The 16,858-nt window shown below is 59.7% G+C and carries 16 protein-coding genes; 2 read left to right on the top strand and 14 right to left on the bottom strand.

All coding sequences use genetic code 11. The features are described from left to right. Nucleotides 1–389 precede the first annotated feature (389 nt). The 6 genes from FQ192_RS19565 to FQ192_RS19540 all read right to left on the bottom strand — a co-directional run bounded on the left by FQ192_RS19565 (nucleotide 390) and on the right by FQ192_RS19540 (nucleotide 5,306). Nucleotides 390–1,412, bottom strand: a complete 1,023-nt coding sequence (locus FQ192_RS19565) for an IS110 family transposase (RefSeq protein ID WP_149660029.1) — start codon at nucleotides 1,410–1,412, stop codon at nucleotides 390–392. A gap of 125 nt (nucleotides 1,413–1,537) precedes the next feature. Then, complete coding sequence (locus FQ192_RS19560) at nucleotides 1,538–2,350, bottom strand: OmpA family protein (RefSeq protein WP_149660028.1); 813 nt, start codon at nucleotides 2,348–2,350, stop codon at nucleotides 1,538–1,540. Further along, the gene (locus FQ192_RS19555) at nucleotides 2,347–2,703 is read right to left on the bottom strand and encodes a DUF4398 domain-containing protein (protein WP_149660027.1); all 357 of its coding nucleotides are present in this window, start codon (nucleotides 2,701–2,703) and stop codon (nucleotides 2,347–2,349) included. Before FQ192_RS19555 ends, FQ192_RS19560 begins: the two co-directional genes overlap by 4 nt. Nucleotides 2,704–2,712: 9 nt before the next feature. Further along, nucleotides 2,713–3,546, bottom strand: coding sequence for an ABC transporter substrate-binding protein (locus tag FQ192_RS19550; RefSeq protein ID WP_149660026.1), 834 nt, complete (start codon nucleotides 3,544–3,546; stop codon nucleotides 2,713–2,715). A gap of 80 nt (nucleotides 3,547–3,626) precedes the next feature. Next, complete coding sequence (locus FQ192_RS19545; protein WP_149660025.1) at nucleotides 3,627–4,556, bottom strand: electron transfer flavoprotein subunit alpha/FixB family protein; 930 nt, start codon at nucleotides 4,554–4,556, stop codon at nucleotides 3,627–3,629. Further along, a complete protein-coding gene (locus FQ192_RS19540) occupies nucleotides 4,557–5,306 on the bottom strand; it encodes an electron transfer flavoprotein subunit beta/FixA family protein (protein ID WP_123406900.1) in 750 nt (249 codons plus the stop codon). A gap of 548 nt (nucleotides 5,307–5,854) precedes the next feature. Between FQ192_RS19540 and FQ192_RS19535 the strand changes: the two genes are divergently transcribed. Next, nucleotides 5,855–7,519, top strand: coding sequence for an electron transfer flavoprotein-ubiquinone oxidoreductase (locus tag FQ192_RS19535; RefSeq protein WP_149660024.1), 1,665 nt, complete (start codon nucleotides 5,855–5,857; stop codon nucleotides 7,517–7,519). A 185-nt stretch (nucleotides 7,520–7,704) separates the two neighbouring features. Here FQ192_RS19535 and FQ192_RS19530 read toward each other — a convergent pair whose 3' ends face one another. Next, complete coding sequence (locus tag FQ192_RS19530) at nucleotides 7,705–8,595, bottom strand: AraC family transcriptional regulator (protein ID WP_149660023.1); 891 nt, start codon at nucleotides 8,593–8,595, stop codon at nucleotides 7,705–7,707. Nucleotides 8,596–8,775: 180 nt separating this feature from the next. Between FQ192_RS19530 and FQ192_RS19525 the strand changes: the two genes are divergently transcribed. Beyond that, nucleotides 8,776–9,828, top strand: coding sequence for an NAD(P)-dependent alcohol dehydrogenase (locus tag FQ192_RS19525; RefSeq protein ID WP_149660022.1), 1,053 nt, complete (start codon nucleotides 8,776–8,778; stop codon nucleotides 9,826–9,828). On the opposite strand, the gene FQ192_RS19520 is transcribed toward FQ192_RS19525, so the two are convergent. The 7 genes from FQ192_RS19520 to FQ192_RS19490 all read right to left on the bottom strand — a co-directional run bounded on the left by FQ192_RS19520 (nucleotide 9,829) and on the right by FQ192_RS19490 (nucleotide 16,687). Continuing rightward, the gene (locus tag FQ192_RS19520; protein WP_149660021.1) at nucleotides 9,829–10,632 is read right to left on the bottom strand and encodes an IclR family transcriptional regulator; all 804 of its coding nucleotides are present in this window, start codon (nucleotides 10,630–10,632) and stop codon (nucleotides 9,829–9,831) included. Nucleotides 10,633–10,692: 60 nt separating this feature from the next. After that, a complete protein-coding gene (locus FQ192_RS19515; RefSeq protein WP_149660020.1) occupies nucleotides 10,693–12,003 on the bottom strand; it encodes an MFS transporter in 1,311 nt (436 codons plus the stop codon). Between the two features lie 166 nt (nucleotides 12,004–12,169). Then, nucleotides 12,170–13,318 carry a galactonate dehydratase gene (dgoD, locus tag FQ192_RS19510; protein WP_090186690.1) on the bottom strand — a complete coding sequence of 383 codons (1,149 nt, stop codon included), beginning with the start codon at nucleotides 13,316–13,318 and terminating at the stop codon, nucleotides 12,170–12,172. Between the two features lie 47 nt (nucleotides 13,319–13,365). Further along, nucleotides 13,366–13,986, bottom strand: coding sequence for a 2-dehydro-3-deoxy-6-phosphogalactonate aldolase (locus FQ192_RS19505; protein WP_149660019.1), 621 nt, complete (start codon nucleotides 13,984–13,986; stop codon nucleotides 13,366–13,368). A gap of 19 nt (nucleotides 13,987–14,005) precedes the next feature. Further along, nucleotides 14,006–14,998 carry a 2-dehydro-3-deoxygalactonokinase gene (locus FQ192_RS19500; protein WP_149660018.1) on the bottom strand — a complete coding sequence of 331 codons (993 nt, stop codon included), beginning with the start codon at nucleotides 14,996–14,998 and terminating at the stop codon, nucleotides 14,006–14,008. A 108-nt stretch (nucleotides 14,999–15,106) separates the two neighbouring features. Continuing rightward, nucleotides 15,107–16,024, bottom strand: a complete 918-nt coding sequence (locus FQ192_RS19495; protein ID WP_149660017.1) for a hypothetical protein — start codon at nucleotides 16,022–16,024, stop codon at nucleotides 15,107–15,109. A 180-nt stretch (nucleotides 16,025–16,204) separates the two neighbouring features. Next, a complete protein-coding gene (locus FQ192_RS19490) occupies nucleotides 16,205–16,687 on the bottom strand; it encodes a GNAT family N-acetyltransferase (RefSeq protein ID WP_133838361.1) in 483 nt (160 codons plus the stop codon). Nucleotides 16,688–16,858: the final 171 nt, after the last annotated feature.

Below are 16,858 nucleotides of genomic sequence, written 5' to 3'. Positions count from 1 at the left end.
ATTTCACGGGCATTTTATTCTTGTGTGAAACAATACCGGAACAGTTTAGAAGTGTACGGGGACAGTTGCCACAATAGTCGACCGTACAGTGCAGTGTCAGCAAAATCTGTACTGCTTTGTGAAGCGATTGGCAGGCGTAAAAATGTATGGTCAGCCCATCTCCTGCAACCTCATGGGCTGTTTTCGGTAAAGCTGGCTTGCGCTAATGTATCCGGGCTCGTTGTGAGCGTTGCTGTAACAACGCTCGGCCCTCGATGAGTAGCCGCTCCCGACTGTCCTGAAAAAACCCTCAGCCTCTAAAGCTGATTTTTATGCCAGGTTCTCAGTCGGGCCGTTTGCCGTTTACTGTCATCAGTCAGTGACGTCGCAAAAGCCGGTGGTAAAGCTGTTCAAGCGTTCGGATGTGGGTCGTACTGGCCGCCTTTGGCCAGTACCGCCCACACGATGCGCGCCAGTTTGTTCGCCAGCGCGCACGCGACAACATTGGAGTGGCGACGCGTCAGCAGCTCTCGAACCCAGGGCCCCAAGGCGTCTTCCCGCTTATCGATATGCTGCATGATGGATCGCGCGCCCTGCACCAGCAGTTGGCGGATGTGCTTGTCGCCGCGCTTGCTGATCCCCAGTAGTACTGTTTTTCCGCCCGTCGAATACTGCCTCGGCACCAGCCCTAGCGAAGCGTCAAAATCGCGTCCACTTCGATAGTTCGACGCATCGCCCACATCCGCCAATACCGCGCTGGCGGTGATCGGGCCGATGCCAGGAATACTCTGCAAACGACTCCCGGCATCGTCTTCTTTCAGCTGCTGCTTCAGATCGGACTCGATGTCCTTGATTTCATCATTCAGCTGTTGAATTTGATGATGGAGACGCATCACTACGCTCTTTAGGCGCAACGGAACCGGGTGCTGCGGGTCGTCCAACAGCGCCGGCACGCGGTGCAACGCAGCGGCACCTATAGGCAGGCTGATCCCGAACTCCAGCAGAAAGCCATGAATCTGGTTGGTCGCGACGGTTCGCTGGCCAATCAAAGATTTACGGACACGATGCAGGGCTGAAAGCGTTTGTTGCTCTGCGGTTTTGATCGAGCAGAAGCGCATCGCGGGGCGGCTCGCCGCCTCGCAAATCGCTTCGGCATCAATGAAGTCGTTTTTGTTGCCTTTGACGAATGGTTTGACGTACTGCGGGGCGATCAGCTTCACCTCGTGGCCCAATGCACCAATCTGTCGAGCCAGCCAATGGGCGCCGCCGCAGGACTCCATTACCACCGTACAGGACGGTACCTGCGCCAATGTGCTGAGCAATTGGCCGCGGTTGGTTTTCTTGCGCAATACCTGATGACCTTTGGCATCCTGGCCATGCAGGTGGAAACTGTGTTTGCCAATGTCGATACCGAGAAGCGTCATCGTATTCATGAGAGATCCTCCGCCGAAAACGAGAAAAGCCCTGCAAGCGTAAACCTGCAGGGCTTCTCGGTCAGGCTGACCATCTCATTAAACCCGGCGCTGACGGGCAGGCCGGGTTTTCCAGAGACGCTGCCCTATCGGGCGGCGCCGAGCTGGCCTTTTTCGTCGGAGAACACAATTTCCACTCGACGGTTCTGTGCGCGACCACGCTCAGTGGCGTTGACGTCCACCGGGTATTCATCGCCATAGCCTTCGACCTGGATGCGTTTGTCTTCGATACCCAGGTCCATCAACACGTCGGCCACCGATTGCGCGCGGTCGCGGGACAGTTTGAGGTTGTCCTGCTTGCCGCCGGTGCTGTCGGTGTAGCCCTCGATCCGCACCACGCGTTTCGGGTTGAGTTGCAGGAACTGCACAATTTTCAGCACCACACGGTTCGCCGAGTTCTTCAACTCCGCCTCACCGGTATCGAACAGTACGTCGCCCAGGGTCATCACCAGTCCGCGATCGGTCTGGGTGGTGGCCAGTGCAACGATCTGCTCTTCAAGCCACTTGCCCTGTTGTTGCACGCTGAGCAACTTGGACTCGCGCAGGGCCAGTTGCAGGCGCTGGCGCTCCAGTTCGAGCTTGGCCGCCTGCTCCTCGTTGAGCACCTGATTGGTGTGTTCCCGGGCAATTTCGCTGTAGCGCTGGCTCAGGTACGCGTAATGCACCACATCCGAGCCGCTGCCCCAGTAGCTGGACAAACGATCGGCGCGGGCCAGGGACTCACCGGCGCGGATCACATCCTTCGGCGCAATGCGCAGCACGTTGGAATCTTCCTTGACCTTCTGGAAGTCGGCGCTGGCTTCTTGCAGCGCCGACTCACTGTGCTGGCCGGCGCAGCCATACAGGCTGACGCAGCCTGCGAGGAGCAAACCGCCGAGTGCTTTGGTCTTGAGGCTCATTGGGCATCTCCCAGTTGCTTGCGCAGGCGAGTGATGCGGGTATTGAGTACGTTCAACTGCTCCTGGCTCTTGAGGGTCAGGACCCGGGCTTCGGCCAGACGCGCATCCAGTTCAGCCTGTTCGGCGCGCATGCGGGCATGCTTGTAGGACTGGTCGGTCATGTCACCTTGGGCGCGGGAGAATTTGTCTTCTGCCAGCTTCAACTCAGGCACTTCGTCAGCGGTGGCGCCAACGGCCTTGGCTTGGACGAGGGCCTGCTCGGTCAGGCGTATTTGTTCATTCGGCGCAGGATCGGCTGCACAACCCGCCAGAGCCAGAACGGCCAGGGCAGCGAAAAGAGGTCGAATACTCACTAAAAATCCCTACTGTTTTGGGGTACTGGCGGGGTGTTGCTGCAGTTGCTGCTGGGCTTTCCAGCGCTCGATGTTGCGTTGCAGCACGGCTTCCGTCAGTCCGGACGCGGGCAATTCTGTCATCTTTTTGGCCAGCTGTCCGCGCAACCACGGATCGTTGCAGGCGGAGTTATGGGAAACCGCGAGGAACAGGCCGGGTCTGTCGACCGGTTGCGGATAGGCTTGCAGGTCGTTGCCCATGCCCAATGCCTGCGCGGCCGCCATGCCCGAGTAGCGCCCGGCGAGTACATATTCCACCTCGCCCAGCAGCAATTTCTGAAAGGCCTGGGTCAGGTTTGGTGTACGGCTGAGGGTCAATTGCTGCTCGGCGAAAGTGCCAAATTCCCGGGTCATTCGAGACTTTTCCGACACAGCGCCGGTGTGCCCGTGCAGGTCTTTGGCTTCGCTGTAGGGCAGCGTCGAGTCTTTACGGGTCCAGACCAGATAGTCGTTTTCCAGCAACGGCGGATGGATGTAATCCAGGGTTTCCAGCTCGCTGAGCGTCAACGGCGCGTCCGCCAGCATGTCCATGCGCCCGCTGCGCACTTCATCCAGGGCCTGGGCACGTTTGCCGGCGTAAAGCATCTCGATCTTGATACCCAGCTCCCCCGCCACGTGCTGCAACAAATCGGCACTGGCGCCGATCAGGTGCTTGGGGTTCTGCGGGTCTTGCCACAGGTACGGCGGTGCATCCGGGCTGCCGGTGACCACCAGGCGCTCGCATTTGCCAGCGGCGCTCGCGAGCCCTGGCAACAGCGTCAGCCCCAGCAGCAATGACCAGCCACCTACGCGGCGCAAATCCATGGCAACACTCTCCCATTCAAATCCGGAACAAAAAAAAGCCCGACCAAAAGGTCGGGCTCTTTATAAGTCAGGCCGCTGGATTAGACCAGCTTCTCGAACTCAGGGATTGCTTCGAACAGGTCTGCCACCAGGCCGTAATCGGCCACCTGGAAGATCGGCGCTTCTTCGTCCTTGTTGATCGCAACGATCACTTTGGAGTCTTTCATGCCGGCCAGGTGCTGGATCGCGCCGGAGATACCGACCGCGATGTACAGCTGTGGAGCAACGATCTTGCCGGTCTGACCGACCTGCATGTCGTTGGGTACAAAACCTGCGTCGACCGCGGCACGGGAAGCACCGACGGCAGCGCCCAGCTTGTCGGCCAGGGCGTACAGGTGTTTGAAGTTGTCGCCGTTCTGCATGCCGCGACCGCCGGAAACGACGATCTTGGCAGCGGTCAGTTCCGGACGATCGGACTTGGCCAGTTCTTCGCCAACGAAGCTCGAAGTGCCAGCGTCGTGGGCAGCCGCAACCGCTTCCACAGCAGCCGAACCACCTTCAGCGGCAACCGGGTCGAAACCGGTGGCGCGCACGGTGATCACTTTGACCGCAGCATTCGATTGAACGGTAGCGATGGCGTTACCGGCGTAGATCGGACGCTTGAAGGTGTCAGCGCTTTCAACCGAGATGATCTCGGAGATCTGGTCAACGTCCAGCTGCGCAGCAACGCGCGGCAGGATGTTTTTGCCGTTGGACGTCGCGGCAGCCAGGATGTGGCTGTAGCTTTTACCCAACTCTGCAACCAGAGGAGCAACGTTTTCCGGCAGTTGGTGAGCGTAGGCGGCGTTGTCGGCCACCAGCACTTTCGCCACGCCGGCGATTTTCGCAGCGGCTTCAGCCACGGCGCCAGCGCCCTGACCTGCAACCAGCACGTGGATGTCGCCGCCGATTTTGACAGCAGCAGCCACGGTGTTCAGCGTGGCCGGGGCCAGCACTTTGTTGTCGTGTTCAGCAATAACCAAGATAGTCATTTAGATTACCTTCGCTTCGTTTTTCAGTTTCTCGACCAGTTCAGCCACCGACTTGACCTTGATGCCCGCGCTGCGTGCAGCCGGCGCTTCGACTTTCACGGTCTTGTTGGTGGAGGCGGTGGAAACGCCCAAAGCGTCCGGAGTCAGCACTTCGAGAGGCTTCTTCTTGGCTTTCATGATGTTTGGCAGGGACGCGTAACGCGGCTCGTTCAAACGCAGGTCGGTGGTGACGATGGCCGGCAGTTTCAGGGAAACCGTCTGCGCGCCGCCGTCGATTTCGCGGGTCACGGCAACGGTGTCGCCAGTGACTTCGACTTTCGAAGCGAAGGTGCCCTGACCGTAGCCGCTCAATGCAGCGAGCATCTGGCCAGTCTGGTTGTTGTCGCTGTCGATGGCTTGTTTGCCAAGGATCACCAGCTGAGGCTGTTCCTTGTCGACGACAGCCTTCAACAGTTTGGCAACGGCCAGGGAAGTCAGATCTTCAGCGGATTCGACGAGGATGGCGCGGTCGGCACCCAGAGCCAGCGCGGTGCGCAGTTGCTCTTGTGCGGTGGACGGGCCGATCGAGACGACGACGATTTCAGTCGCAACACCTTTCTCTTTCAGGCGTACGGCTTCTTCCACTGCGATCTCGCAGAATGGGTTCATCGACATCTTCACGTTAGCGAGGTCGACGCCGGAATTGTCCGCCTTGACGCGAACCTTGACGTTGTAATCCACAACGCGTTTGACAGCTACAAGAACCTTCATGGATTCCTCGTTACTCTCCGGTGAAAAGAAAGTCGCCTAGGCGAACCTGGCGGTTGATGCTCGTGGGCGCAAGGGCACCTCTAAAAACGCTGGCATCTGAACGGGGTGACACGGCTCGCGTTGCTGATGACCGTTCGTCAGTGGTGACCGATGAGTCATTCATTACCGCGGCGTGTAAACTGCGCGCCGAATCCTCGCCACGCATCACCTTGTACTGCCATCGCCCTGTCTTTAGAGGTGCTCTTGAAACCAACAGTCAGCCTACGGCGAGCGCAAAACCGCCCGTATCTTGACCGGAACACCTATTCCGGTCAATACGGCAAAATGGCCAGTCATAAGCCGCGTGACTTGGATTTCTCTGGCTTTGAGCCAATTCAAACAAACGTTTGTATTGGACGCTAGGAGTGGTGTAGATATAATGCGCCACCCAGAGAGAAAGGTGGTTCATCGATTGTCCTCTTCCGGCCTTGCGCCGGGATTCATGGATGCGACACCAAACCTCCAATATTAGAAAAAAAAACTGTTGAGCCTTGAGTAGGAGATAACCTGTGGAACGCGAATACATGGAATTCGACGTGGTCATCGTCGGTGCCGGCCCCGCTGGTCTTTCCGCCGCCTGCCGCTTGAAGCAGAAGGCCGCCGAAGCCGGTAAGGAAATCAGCGTCTGCGTGGTCGAAAAAGGCTCCGAAGTCGGTGCTCACATCCTGTCTGGTGCCGTGTTTGAACCACGCGCCCTGAACGAACTGTTCCCGGACTGGAAAGAACTCGGCGCCCCGCTGAACACGCCGGTCACCCGCGATGACATCTTCGTTCTCAAGAACGCTGAAAGCGCGCAGAAAATCCCCGACCTCTTTGTGCCCAAGACCATGCACAACGAAGGCAACTACATCATCTCCCTGGGCAACCTGTGCCGCTGGCTCGCCCAGCAGGCCGAGAACCTGGGCGTGGAAATCTACCCGGGCTTCGCCGCCCAGGAAGCGCTGTTCGACGAGAACGGCGTGGTACGCGGGATCATCACCGGCGATCTGGGCGTTGACCGCGAAGGCCATCCGAAAGAAGGCCTGTACACCCCAGGCATGGAGCTGCGTGGCAAGTACACGCTGTTCGCCGAAGGTTGCCGTGGCCACATCGGCAAGCAACTGATCAAGCGCTTCAACCTCGACAGCGATGCCGACGCCCAGCACTACGGCATCGGCCTGAAAGAAATCTGGGAAATCGACCCGGCCAAGCATCAGCCAGGCCTGGTGGTCCACACCGCCGGTTGGCCGCTGGACATCATGGGCACCGAGAACACCGGTGGCTCGTTCCTCTATCACCTGGAAAACAACCAGGTCGTAGTCGGTCTGATCGTCGATCTGTCCTACAGCAACACTTACCTGTCGCCGTTCGACGAGTTCCAGCGCCTCAAGCATCACCCGGTGCTCAAGCAGTACCTGGAAGGCGGCAAGCGCATCAGCTACGGCGCTCGCGCGATCTGCAAGGGTGGCCTGAACTCGCTGCCGAAAATGGTGTTCAAGGGCGGCGCGCTGATCGGTTGCGACCTCGGCACCCTGAACTTCGCCAAGATCAAAGGCAGCCACACCGCGATGAAGTCCGGCATGCTCGCCGCTGAATCCGTAGCCGAGGCGTTGTTTGCCGAGAAGGACGGCACCGAAGAGCTGACCACTTACGTCGATGCGTTCAAGAAGAGCTGGCTCTACGACGAACTGTTCGCCAGCCGCAACTTCGGCCCGGCGATCCACAAATTCGGTGCCATCGTCGGCGGCGGTTTCAACTGGCTGGACCAGAACATCTTCGGCGGCAAACTGCCGTTCACCCTGCACGACACCAAGCCGGATTACGCGTGCCTGAAGCTCGCGGCGGACTGCAAGAAGATCGACTACCCGAAACCCGACGGCAAGCTCAGCTTCGACAAACTCAGCTCGGTGTTCATCTCCGGTACCAACCACGAAGAAGAACAGCCGTGCCACCTGAAGCTGACCGACCCGAGCATCCCGATCAGCAAGAACCTGCCGCTGTACGATGAGCCTGCCCAGCGCTACTGCCCGGCCGGCGTGTACGAAGTGGTGACCAAGGAAGACGGCGAGAAGCGCTTCCAGATCAACGCCCAGAACTGCGTTCACTGCAAGACCTGCGACATCAAGGACCCTGCACAGAACATCACCTGGGTGGCGCCGGAAGGCTCCGGCGGCCCGACTTACCCGAACATGTAAGCCGCACGCCTGAACATCGAGGCTCCCGAATGGGGGCCTTTTTGTTGCCTACGATTCAGGAATCACCACAACCCAAATGTAGGAGCAAAGCTTGCTCGCGATAGCGGTATGCCAGGCAACGACAATGCCGAATGACAGACCGCTATCGCGAGCAAGCTTTGCTCCTACAGAAGATTGTCGGTGTTTCAGGCAGCGCGCTCATCCCCCGGATTACGCTCAAAGTAGCGCTTGTACTCACGACTGAACTGCGACGTGCTCTGATACCCCACCCGATGCGCCACCTGCGCCACGCCCAACCCTTCAGCCAGCAACAACTGCTGCGCCTTGAGCAAGCGCAAACGCTTCAGATACTGCACCGGCGACAACAACGTGCTGCGCTTGAAATGCTCATGAAAGGTCGACGCGCTCATGTTCGCGCAACTGGCCAGCGTCTCGACATTCAACGGCTCGGTGAAATGCCCGTGTAAATGGTTGAGCGACGCGGCAATCCGCGCGAACTGCCCTTGCTGCTCTACCAACGCCCGCAACACATCGGCCTGGGGACCGCGCAAGGCCACGAACAATAATTCACGCACCCGCGCCTGGCCCATGATCTGGCATTCCAGCGGATCGTGCAGGCAGCGCAGCAGCCGCTCCACACAACCGCGCATGCCGTCATCGAGCACCGTCGAGGTCATGGATTCCAGCGTCTGCGCCGCAATACTGCGCCCCGACACCAGCCCCATGGCCAGCACCAATTCACCAAGCAGGATCCGATCGATGGCGATGGAAATCCCCAGCATCGGCCCCTCCGGCGCGGCAAAGGTTTCGCACTCGAACGGCACCGGCAACGCCTGGATCAGATAATGCCCGGCGCCATATTCCAGGGTTCGCGGCCCCAGGTACGCCAATTTGCTGCCCTGGACAATGATCACCAGGCTCGGCTCATAGATCTGCGGCCCACGGGCCACGTCGCAACTGGCGCGCAACACCTGCACACCCGGCAACGCCGTGGGGGCGAAACCGTCGCGGGTGGTCAGCGGCTGGAGCAGTGAAACCAGCGTGGCATTGGCATCTAAATGACGAGTCAACAACATGGGGAAAACTTCATGGAAATCGGGATGAAAGCATCATCGCAGGTCTGATGGCCAATGCGACCGATCCGAGGCACATGCCGGAGGATTAGGCATGACACCCGGAGGAATCGCCATGGCCGACACCCGGTTCGGTCCCCAGAATGGCCCACCTCACCTGTCACTGCTTTTGCGAGGTTTCTCATGTACACCGCTATCGGATACGCCGCCCAGTCGGCCACCACTCCCCTCGCCCCCGTGAAATTCGAACGCCGCAGCCCGCGCGCCGACGACGTTGCGATCGACATTCTGTACTGCGGCGTCTGCCATTCCGACATCCACCAGGCCCGCAACGAATGGGGCATTGCCGTTTACCCGCTGATGCCCGGCCATGAGATCGTCGGCAAAGTTACTGCCATCGGTGCGAACGTGACCAAGCACAAAGTCGGCGATCTGGTCGGCGTCGGCTGCATGGTCGATTCCTGCCGCAGCTGCGAAGCCTGCCAATCGAACCTTGAGCAATACTGCCTCGAAGGTCCGACCATGACCTACGCCACCCCGGACCGGGTCGATGGCAGCAACACCATGGGCGGTTACTCCGACAGCATCGTGGTCAGCGAGCACTTCGTGGTGCGCATCCCGGAAAAACTCGACCTGGCCAGCGCCGCGCCGATCCTCTGCGCCGGCATCACCACCTACTCGCCGCTCAAGCACTACGGTGTTAAGGCTGGCGACAAGGTCGGGATCCTCGGCATGGGCGGCCTCGGCCACATGGGCATCAAATTCGCCAAGGCCATGGGCGCGGAAGTGACGTTGTTCACCCGCTCGGCGAGCAAGGCTGAAGAAGCGCGGCGCCAGGGCGCGGACCACGTGATCGTGTCCACCGATGCCGAACAGATGAAGGCCGCCGCCGGGCATTTCGACTTCCTGCTGGACACCATTCCGGTGCAGCACGACCTCAACCCCTACCTCGACACCCTGCGCTTCGACGGCGTGCATATCCTGGTGGGTTTGATCGAGCCGGTTGATCCACCGGTCCACGCCGGCAAACTGGTGATGAGCCGCCGCGTGCTGGCCGGTTCGCTGATCGGTGGCGTTGCCGAAACCCAGGAAGTGCTGGATTTCTGCGCCGAGCACAACATCACCTGCGACATCGAAATGCTCAACATCCATCAGATCAACGAAGCGTTCACCCGCATGATTGCCGGTGACGTGAAGTACCGCTTCGTGATCGACATGGCGACGCTGAAGGTCTGATCAGACCTTAGCGCCGAGTTCGGCAGAGAGCCGGGCCGTGACCCCTTTGATCAGGGGGATCAGCTCGGCCATTTTTTCCAGCGGCATGTACGGCACGGTGCTGGCGATGCTGATACCGGCGACGATGCGCTTGCTGGCATCTCGAATCGGCGCCGCGACACAACGGATCGACGGTTCGTTATCTTCCAGATCAAACGCGTACCCCCCCGCCACATACTCGAGCATGCGCTGCTGAAACTGCTCCCAGGACTGCTCCGGGTGCTGCGGCCAGAACTGACTTTTCCCACCGGCCGGCAGGCTCACTTCGTACAGCCGCTTCCAGTCTTCCTGGGTGTCATCGAGCATCAGCGCCTTGCCGATCCCGGTGCGCGCCAACGGCATGCGATGGCCGACCCGCGAACGCATTTCCGGGCCATTGCGCCCCGGATTCTTGTGCAGGTACAGCACCTCGTCGCCCTCACGAATCGCCAGGTGAATGGTGTCGCCGGTCAGCGCCGACAACTCATCCAGATACGGCCCGGCCAGGGTCACCAGTGGCAACTCTTCCCGCGCCTGGAACCCCAACTCGATCAACTTCGGCCCCAGCAAATAGCCGACTTGCGGCACCACCCGCAGGTAACGCTCGTCCACCAGGCAACTGGCCAGTCGATGGGTGGTGCTGCGCGTGGTGCCGATCAGCCGGGCGATTTCCTTGAGATCCCGGGCGCCACTGGCCACGGCCTGAACCACACCCAGGCCGCGAAGCAGTGTCTGGGTGCCGGTCGGCGCGGCGTCCTTGGCGATTTTTGGGGCGTCTTCCTGCATATCCAGCCTTTACCGTTGAGCGAGGGAACGGGCGGCATTATGGTCGCCCGACGGCTGCCACTACAACTCGATACGCTCGACCTTGCCCACCAGCAGCACGTAGGACAATGCACCGATCAGCGCCAGCACCGCGATGTAAGTAATGGCCGGGGCAAACGAATCGCCGGTAGCGAGGAAACCGATGACGATCGGTGTGGTAATCGCCGACAGGTTGCCGATGAAATTGAACACCCCGCCGGTCAACCCGAGCAACCGTGCCGGGGCCAACGTTGACACCAGCGACCAGGTGATCGAGGCGAGCCCGTTACCGAAGAACGCCAACGCGAGGAAGGCGATCACCAGCGGCGTCGATTCGACGAAGTTGGCGCCGATGATCGAGGTGGAAATCAGCAGACCACCAATGATCGGCAGCTTGCGCGCGAAACCGACGGTGTAGCCACGACGGATCAGGAAATCGGAAAAGAACCCGGAACACAGCACACCGACGAAGGCCGCGAGAAACGGCAACGATGCGAGCAAACCAGACTTGATGAAGTCCATGCCGCGATATTTCACCAGGTAGGTCGGGAACCAGGTCAGGAAAAACCACAGCGTCGAGTTGAGGCAGAACTGGCCGAGGTAAATGCCCCAGAGCTTGCGTTTGCTCAGGACGATTCCGAGGTCGGTCCAACTGAATTTGGCCTTGGCCTTGGCGGTGTCCGCCTGGATATCCACCAACCCGCCGCCCTCGCGGATCAAGTCGATTTCCGCTTCGTTGGCGCCCTTGAAATCCCGTGGCTCGCGATACACCGCGTACCAAATCACCGCCCAAATAATGCCGACGACACCGGTGCTGACGAACACCATGTGCCAGCCAAACTCATGCTGCAGCCAGGCCAGAACCGGCGTCAGGAACGCCAACCCGACAAACTGCCCGGAGGTGTAGAAGCCGATGGCGGTGGCGCGTTCGCGCTCGGGGAACCAGGTGGTGACTACGCGGCTGTTGATCGGATAGGCCGGGGCTTCCAATGCGCCGACGGCCATGCGCAGCACGAACAGCGCGATGAAGCTGGCGGCAAAACCGAGCATCACCGTGGCAATCGACCACAACAGCAATGCCACGCTGTAGAGAATGCGTGGTGGCACGCGATCCACCAGCCAGCCGCCGGGGATCTGCATCGCGGCGTAGGTCCAGCCGAACGCGGAGAAAATCAGGCCGACGTGGATCGGGTCGATCCCCAGTTCACTGGTCAGCGCCGGGGCGGCGATCGACAGGTTGCTGCGGTCGAGGTAGTTGATCACCACGGTGATAAACAGCAGCACCATGATGAAAAAACGCTTGCGGCTGGGCGTCACCAACGACGCCTGCCCGGTGAGGGTTTGCGGTTGCATGAGGGATGCCTCTTCTTATGTTTATTGAGGGCGTAAGTTGTGATCGTTCCCACGCTCTGCGTGGGAATGCAGCCCCTGACGCTCTGCGTCACAGCGTGAACAGCGGACGCGGAGCGTCCATGGCGGCATTCCCACGCCGAGCGTGGGAACGATCACCGAGTGGGTATCACCACTCCGCAAAACTGCCATCGGCATGGCGCCAGATCGGGTTGCGCCAGCGATGCCCGACCGCCGCGCGTTCAATCACATATTCCTCGTTGATCTCGATCCCCAGCCCCGGACCATTCGGAATCTTCACGAAGCCTTTGTCGTAATCGAACACCCGCGGATCCTTGACGTAATCCAGCAGGTCGTTGCTCTCGTTGTAGTGGATGCCCAGGCTCTGTTCCTGGATGAACGCGTTGTAGCAAACCGCGTCCAGTTGCAGGCACGCCGCCAGCGCAATCGGGCCCAGCGGGCAATGCAGCGCCAGCGCCACGTCGTAGGCTTCGGCCATGTTCGCGATCTTGCGGGTTTCGGTGATGCCGCCAGCGTGGGACGCATCAGGCTGGATGATGTCGACGTAACCTTCGCTGAGCACCCGTTTGAAATCCCAACGGGAGAACAGGCGCTCACCGAGGGCAATCGGCGTGCTGGTCAACGGTGCCAGTTCCTTCAGCGCTTCGTAGTTTTCGCTGAGCACCGGCTCTTCGATAAACATCAGTTTGTACGGGTCGAGTTCCTTCATCAGTACCTTGGCCATGGGCTTGTGCACCCGGCCATGGAAGTCGACGCCGATGCCGACGTTCGGCCCGACCGCGTCACGCACGGCCGCGACGTTGGCCAGGGCCAGGTCGACTTTCTCGAAGGAATCGAGGAATTGCAGCTCTTCGGTGCCGTTCATTTTCACCGCGGTGAAGCCACGCTCGACCGCTTCTTTCGCCGCGCGAGCGGTGTCCGCCGGGCGGTCGCCGCCGATCCACGAATACACACGAATCTTGTCCCGCACCTGGCCACCGAGCAAATCGCTGACCGACACGCCCAGAGCCTTGCCCTTGATGTCCCACAACGCCTGGTCGATGCCGGCCAGGGCGCTCATGTGGATCGCGCCGCCGCGGTAGAAGCCGCCGCGATAGAGCACGGTCCAGATGTCTTCGATATTGCGTGGGTCTTTGCCGATCAGGTAGTCGGACAATTCTTCAACGGCAGCGGCGACCGTATGGGCGCGGCCTTCGACCACGGGTTCGCCCCAGCCGGTTACGCCTTCGTCGGTTTCAATCTTGAGGAAGCACCAGCGCGGCGGGACGATGAAGGTGGTGAGTTTGGTGATTTTCATCTCATTGTCTCTCTTGTTAGATGCAGCGCTCACAGCGCCAAAAATTCTTAGCTCAGGGCTTTCCAGGCAGTGACGTAAGCCTTGGCATTGGCCGCCACTTGCTCGGGGGTCATGCCCGGTTTGAACAACCCGGAACCGAGGCCGAAACCTTTGACGCCCGCGTCGATAAACACCTGCATGTTGTCCGGTGTGATGCCACCAACCGGCGCCAGAATGGTTCCGGCGGGCAACACCGCGAGCCAGGCTTTCACCACCGCGGGCCCCATCTGCTCGGCGGGAAACATCTTCAGCACATCGGCGCCTTCGGCCAACGCGGCGAACGCTTCGGTCGGCGTCGCCACGCCCGGCGACAGGTACAACCCCGCGGCCTTCGCCGCACGCAAGACCTTCGGATCGCTGTGCGGCATGACGATCACCTGCCCGCCCGCTGCTTTCACCTGTTCGACCTGTTCCGGCGTCAGCACCGTGCCCGCGCCGATCAGGCAATCGGCGGGCAAAGTACTGCGCAGGATGCGGATACTGTCGTACGGCTCCGGGGAATTAAGCGGCACTTCGATGACGCGAAATCCGGCGCTGTACAGCACTTCGCCGATGGCCGCAGCCTCTGTAGGACGCAGGCCGCGCAGGATCGCGATCAGGCCGTTTTGCGCCAGGGCTTGCTTGAGCATGTCAGACCTCCAGTCAGGTTTAACGTGATGGTTGGTGTTTGATCAGGCCGGCGGCAACCGCCAGTTGCCACAGCCCGCGCTCGGTGGCCTGCTCGGCCAAGGTCACATTGGCAAAGCCGCAGGCGTCGAGGGCCCGGCTGTAGCGGGCGCAGAGTTGGGTATTACCAATGAGGATGATCGAGGGCAGATGCACGCTGTTGCGGCGTCGGCGCTGAACGTTGGCCAGGGCCGACAGCTCATGGCCAATCAATAGGCCGGACAGGTAATCCGGTTGCGCGGTGGCGCTGAGTTCGCCGGTCAGCCCGAGGCTGCGCGCACTGAACAAGGTCGACAACGGCCCGATCTCGCCGTCCGCCGACAACGCCACTTGCACGCCGCGATCAAACGCCTGGCCATCGAACGAGGCGCCCTGCTGCTGGGTGCGCCCGAGAATGCTGTGTTCGCTGAGCACGGCGAAGACTTCGCCGGTCATGAAGGTGTCGAAATGCACGATGCAGCCGTCGGCCACTTCCACCCATTTCGAATGACTGCCGGGCAAGCCGATCAACAGGTCGTTGCCCGCCCCGCCCGGCAGGTTCTGCAACACACCAAGGACCTGGGTTTCCTCGCCGCGCATCACATTCGGTAGGCGCGAACGCTGAATCACGCCCGGCACGATGTGCATATCGACACCGCGAAGACTGCGTACGGTTTGTAGGGAATTTCCGAGATTGGCGACGTTGGCCGGCGTGTCCTGGTAGGACGCTTCGCGCCAGCCCTGGGCGCTGCCGACCATGCCGCAGGCAATCACCGGTAAATCGGGTTGCGCGTCGAGCCAGTCACCGCAAGCGTCGTCGAAGGCCAGTTCAAAACCGTCGGTGCATTCCTGACCGTTAATGATTCGCGGCGTGCGCGGCAGCTGCATGATCCCGGACGACAGCGAACGCTGTTCCAGCACCTGGCCACCCGCGGCGAGTTTGTAAGCACGTAATGAGGTTGTCCCCCAATCGAGCGCGATCAATTGCGCCAGCATCGCTTCACCTGTTTTGTTTTTGGCAGTGAGTGAGCTGGACTATAGACCTCCTAGAGGGAAAATCTCAATATGTAATTTATCGTCCCATATTATGGGAATACGCAAATCCTATATTCCAATACCTTCGACGTCGTCACCGGACACAAAAAGCTTGAAGGATTCGTGCTGGTTGGCCCCGAAGATGTGCGTCTTGCCTTGCTCGTCGCTAAACCCTTCCTCCTCCCGACCATCAGCACGTCTTATGAAGTAGCTGACATTGGCTCTCGGCTGTTTGGTTTTGCTGTCGACAATCTGGAACTGACCTGTAAGCGGCGCAAATGAACTCAACAGTCCGCTGTAGGGAAGACCGCTGCACACCCCTCCATGAACAATGATGGTGCCCGCGTAGTAGCGCGTTTCATTAATGCAGATCTGTTCGAACAACAACCAGGACAGCTGTCGATCCTCTGGCGGCAAGATGACATATTCTGGCGCTGTAATTTCTTTCTCGACTTCGGCAATAATCCGCGAAGTTGGAATGTACATAACCTTGGAGTAATACGCCTTATACAAAAAGGCCGTGATGCGCGCCATGCAGGGGATGTATTCCTGCTTTTTCAATAACGACAACAGCACTTCTTTGCGAATGGGACGATAACTACTTCCTTCGTTTTCATCCTCTTCAAATCTGAACCAGGCCTTGAACTCATAACGACGGTCACCCTCAACGATCCGCACCTCGTCCACCGGGCCATTCGCCGACAATTGAATGTGATGCAGGATGGAAAAATCAGTGTCTCCATCCAGGGAGCAGTTCACCCAGGTACCGACTTGCGCGCTGATGCCGTGGGCGTCGTACAAGTTGACCAGATCCCGGTCGGACCTGAATCGCAAATAATAGGAACCTGAATCATATTCGAGTGAGGTAAATTCGATTCGCGCGGCCGGCACGTCCAGGTGCATGCACGATGAACACAATACGCAGAACATCAAAACGGCTAAAAGCCTTGCCATATAAATCCCTTTAAACCAAACAAACAAAAACACTTACTTATCCCCCATCACCACCCACACACGGCGGGTGGGGGATGTACATGAACTTCAGGGGGAACTAAGCGCAAGGCTGATTGCATGGCAGATGTCGTCCGTGAGCGCGCAAAAAGGCGCACAGAGTGCCGGACTGGCAAGATGTCGACAAGCGGTTCAGCAGCAGATTGCCATCAGCGTTTAACGCCCCTCGGCAAACTCCCGCAACACCGCCCCATCCATCCGATAACGCACCCACTCTTCCTGGGGCTGCGCGCCGAGGGATTTGTAGAACTCGATGGCGGGTTTGTTCCAGTCCAGCACGCTCCATTCAAAACGTCCGCAATCATTGGCGCAGGCGATTTTTGCCAAGTGACGCAGCAAGGTTTTGCCGGCGCCGCCGCCGCGTTGTTCGGGGGTGATGTAGAGGTCTTCGAGGTACAGGCAGTTGCTGCCCAGCCAAGTGGAATAGCTGAAGAAGAACACCGCGAAGCCAATCGCCAGACCGTCGCGCAGGCAGATCAGGCCGTGGGCGGTGGCGCCTTCGCTGAACAGGCTGCGCTCGATGTCGGCGACACTGGCGATGACTTCATGACGGGCACGCTCGTAGTCGGCCAGTTCAGTGATGAACGCGAGGATTTGCGGTGCATCGCTGGGGGTCGCCGGGCGGATCTCGATCGTCATGGACGTACCTTGTCAGAAGTTGAAAACGCCATACTAAGGCGGCGCGCGACGCTCGTCACATGGGAAAGCAAAAAGTCCCCTGTCACCCACCTCGCCCCTGTAGCCGCTGGCGAAGCCTGCGTTCGGCTGCGAAGTGTCCAAATACCCTGGGCGCCACAGCCAGCCTGAACC

This window comes from Pseudomonas sp. ANT_J12 (assembly GCF_008370045.1).
Taxonomy (GTDB): Bacteria; Pseudomonadota; Gammaproteobacteria; order Pseudomonadales; family Pseudomonadaceae; genus Aquipseudomonas.
This window is presented reverse-complemented; position numbering and strand designations above follow the sequence as displayed.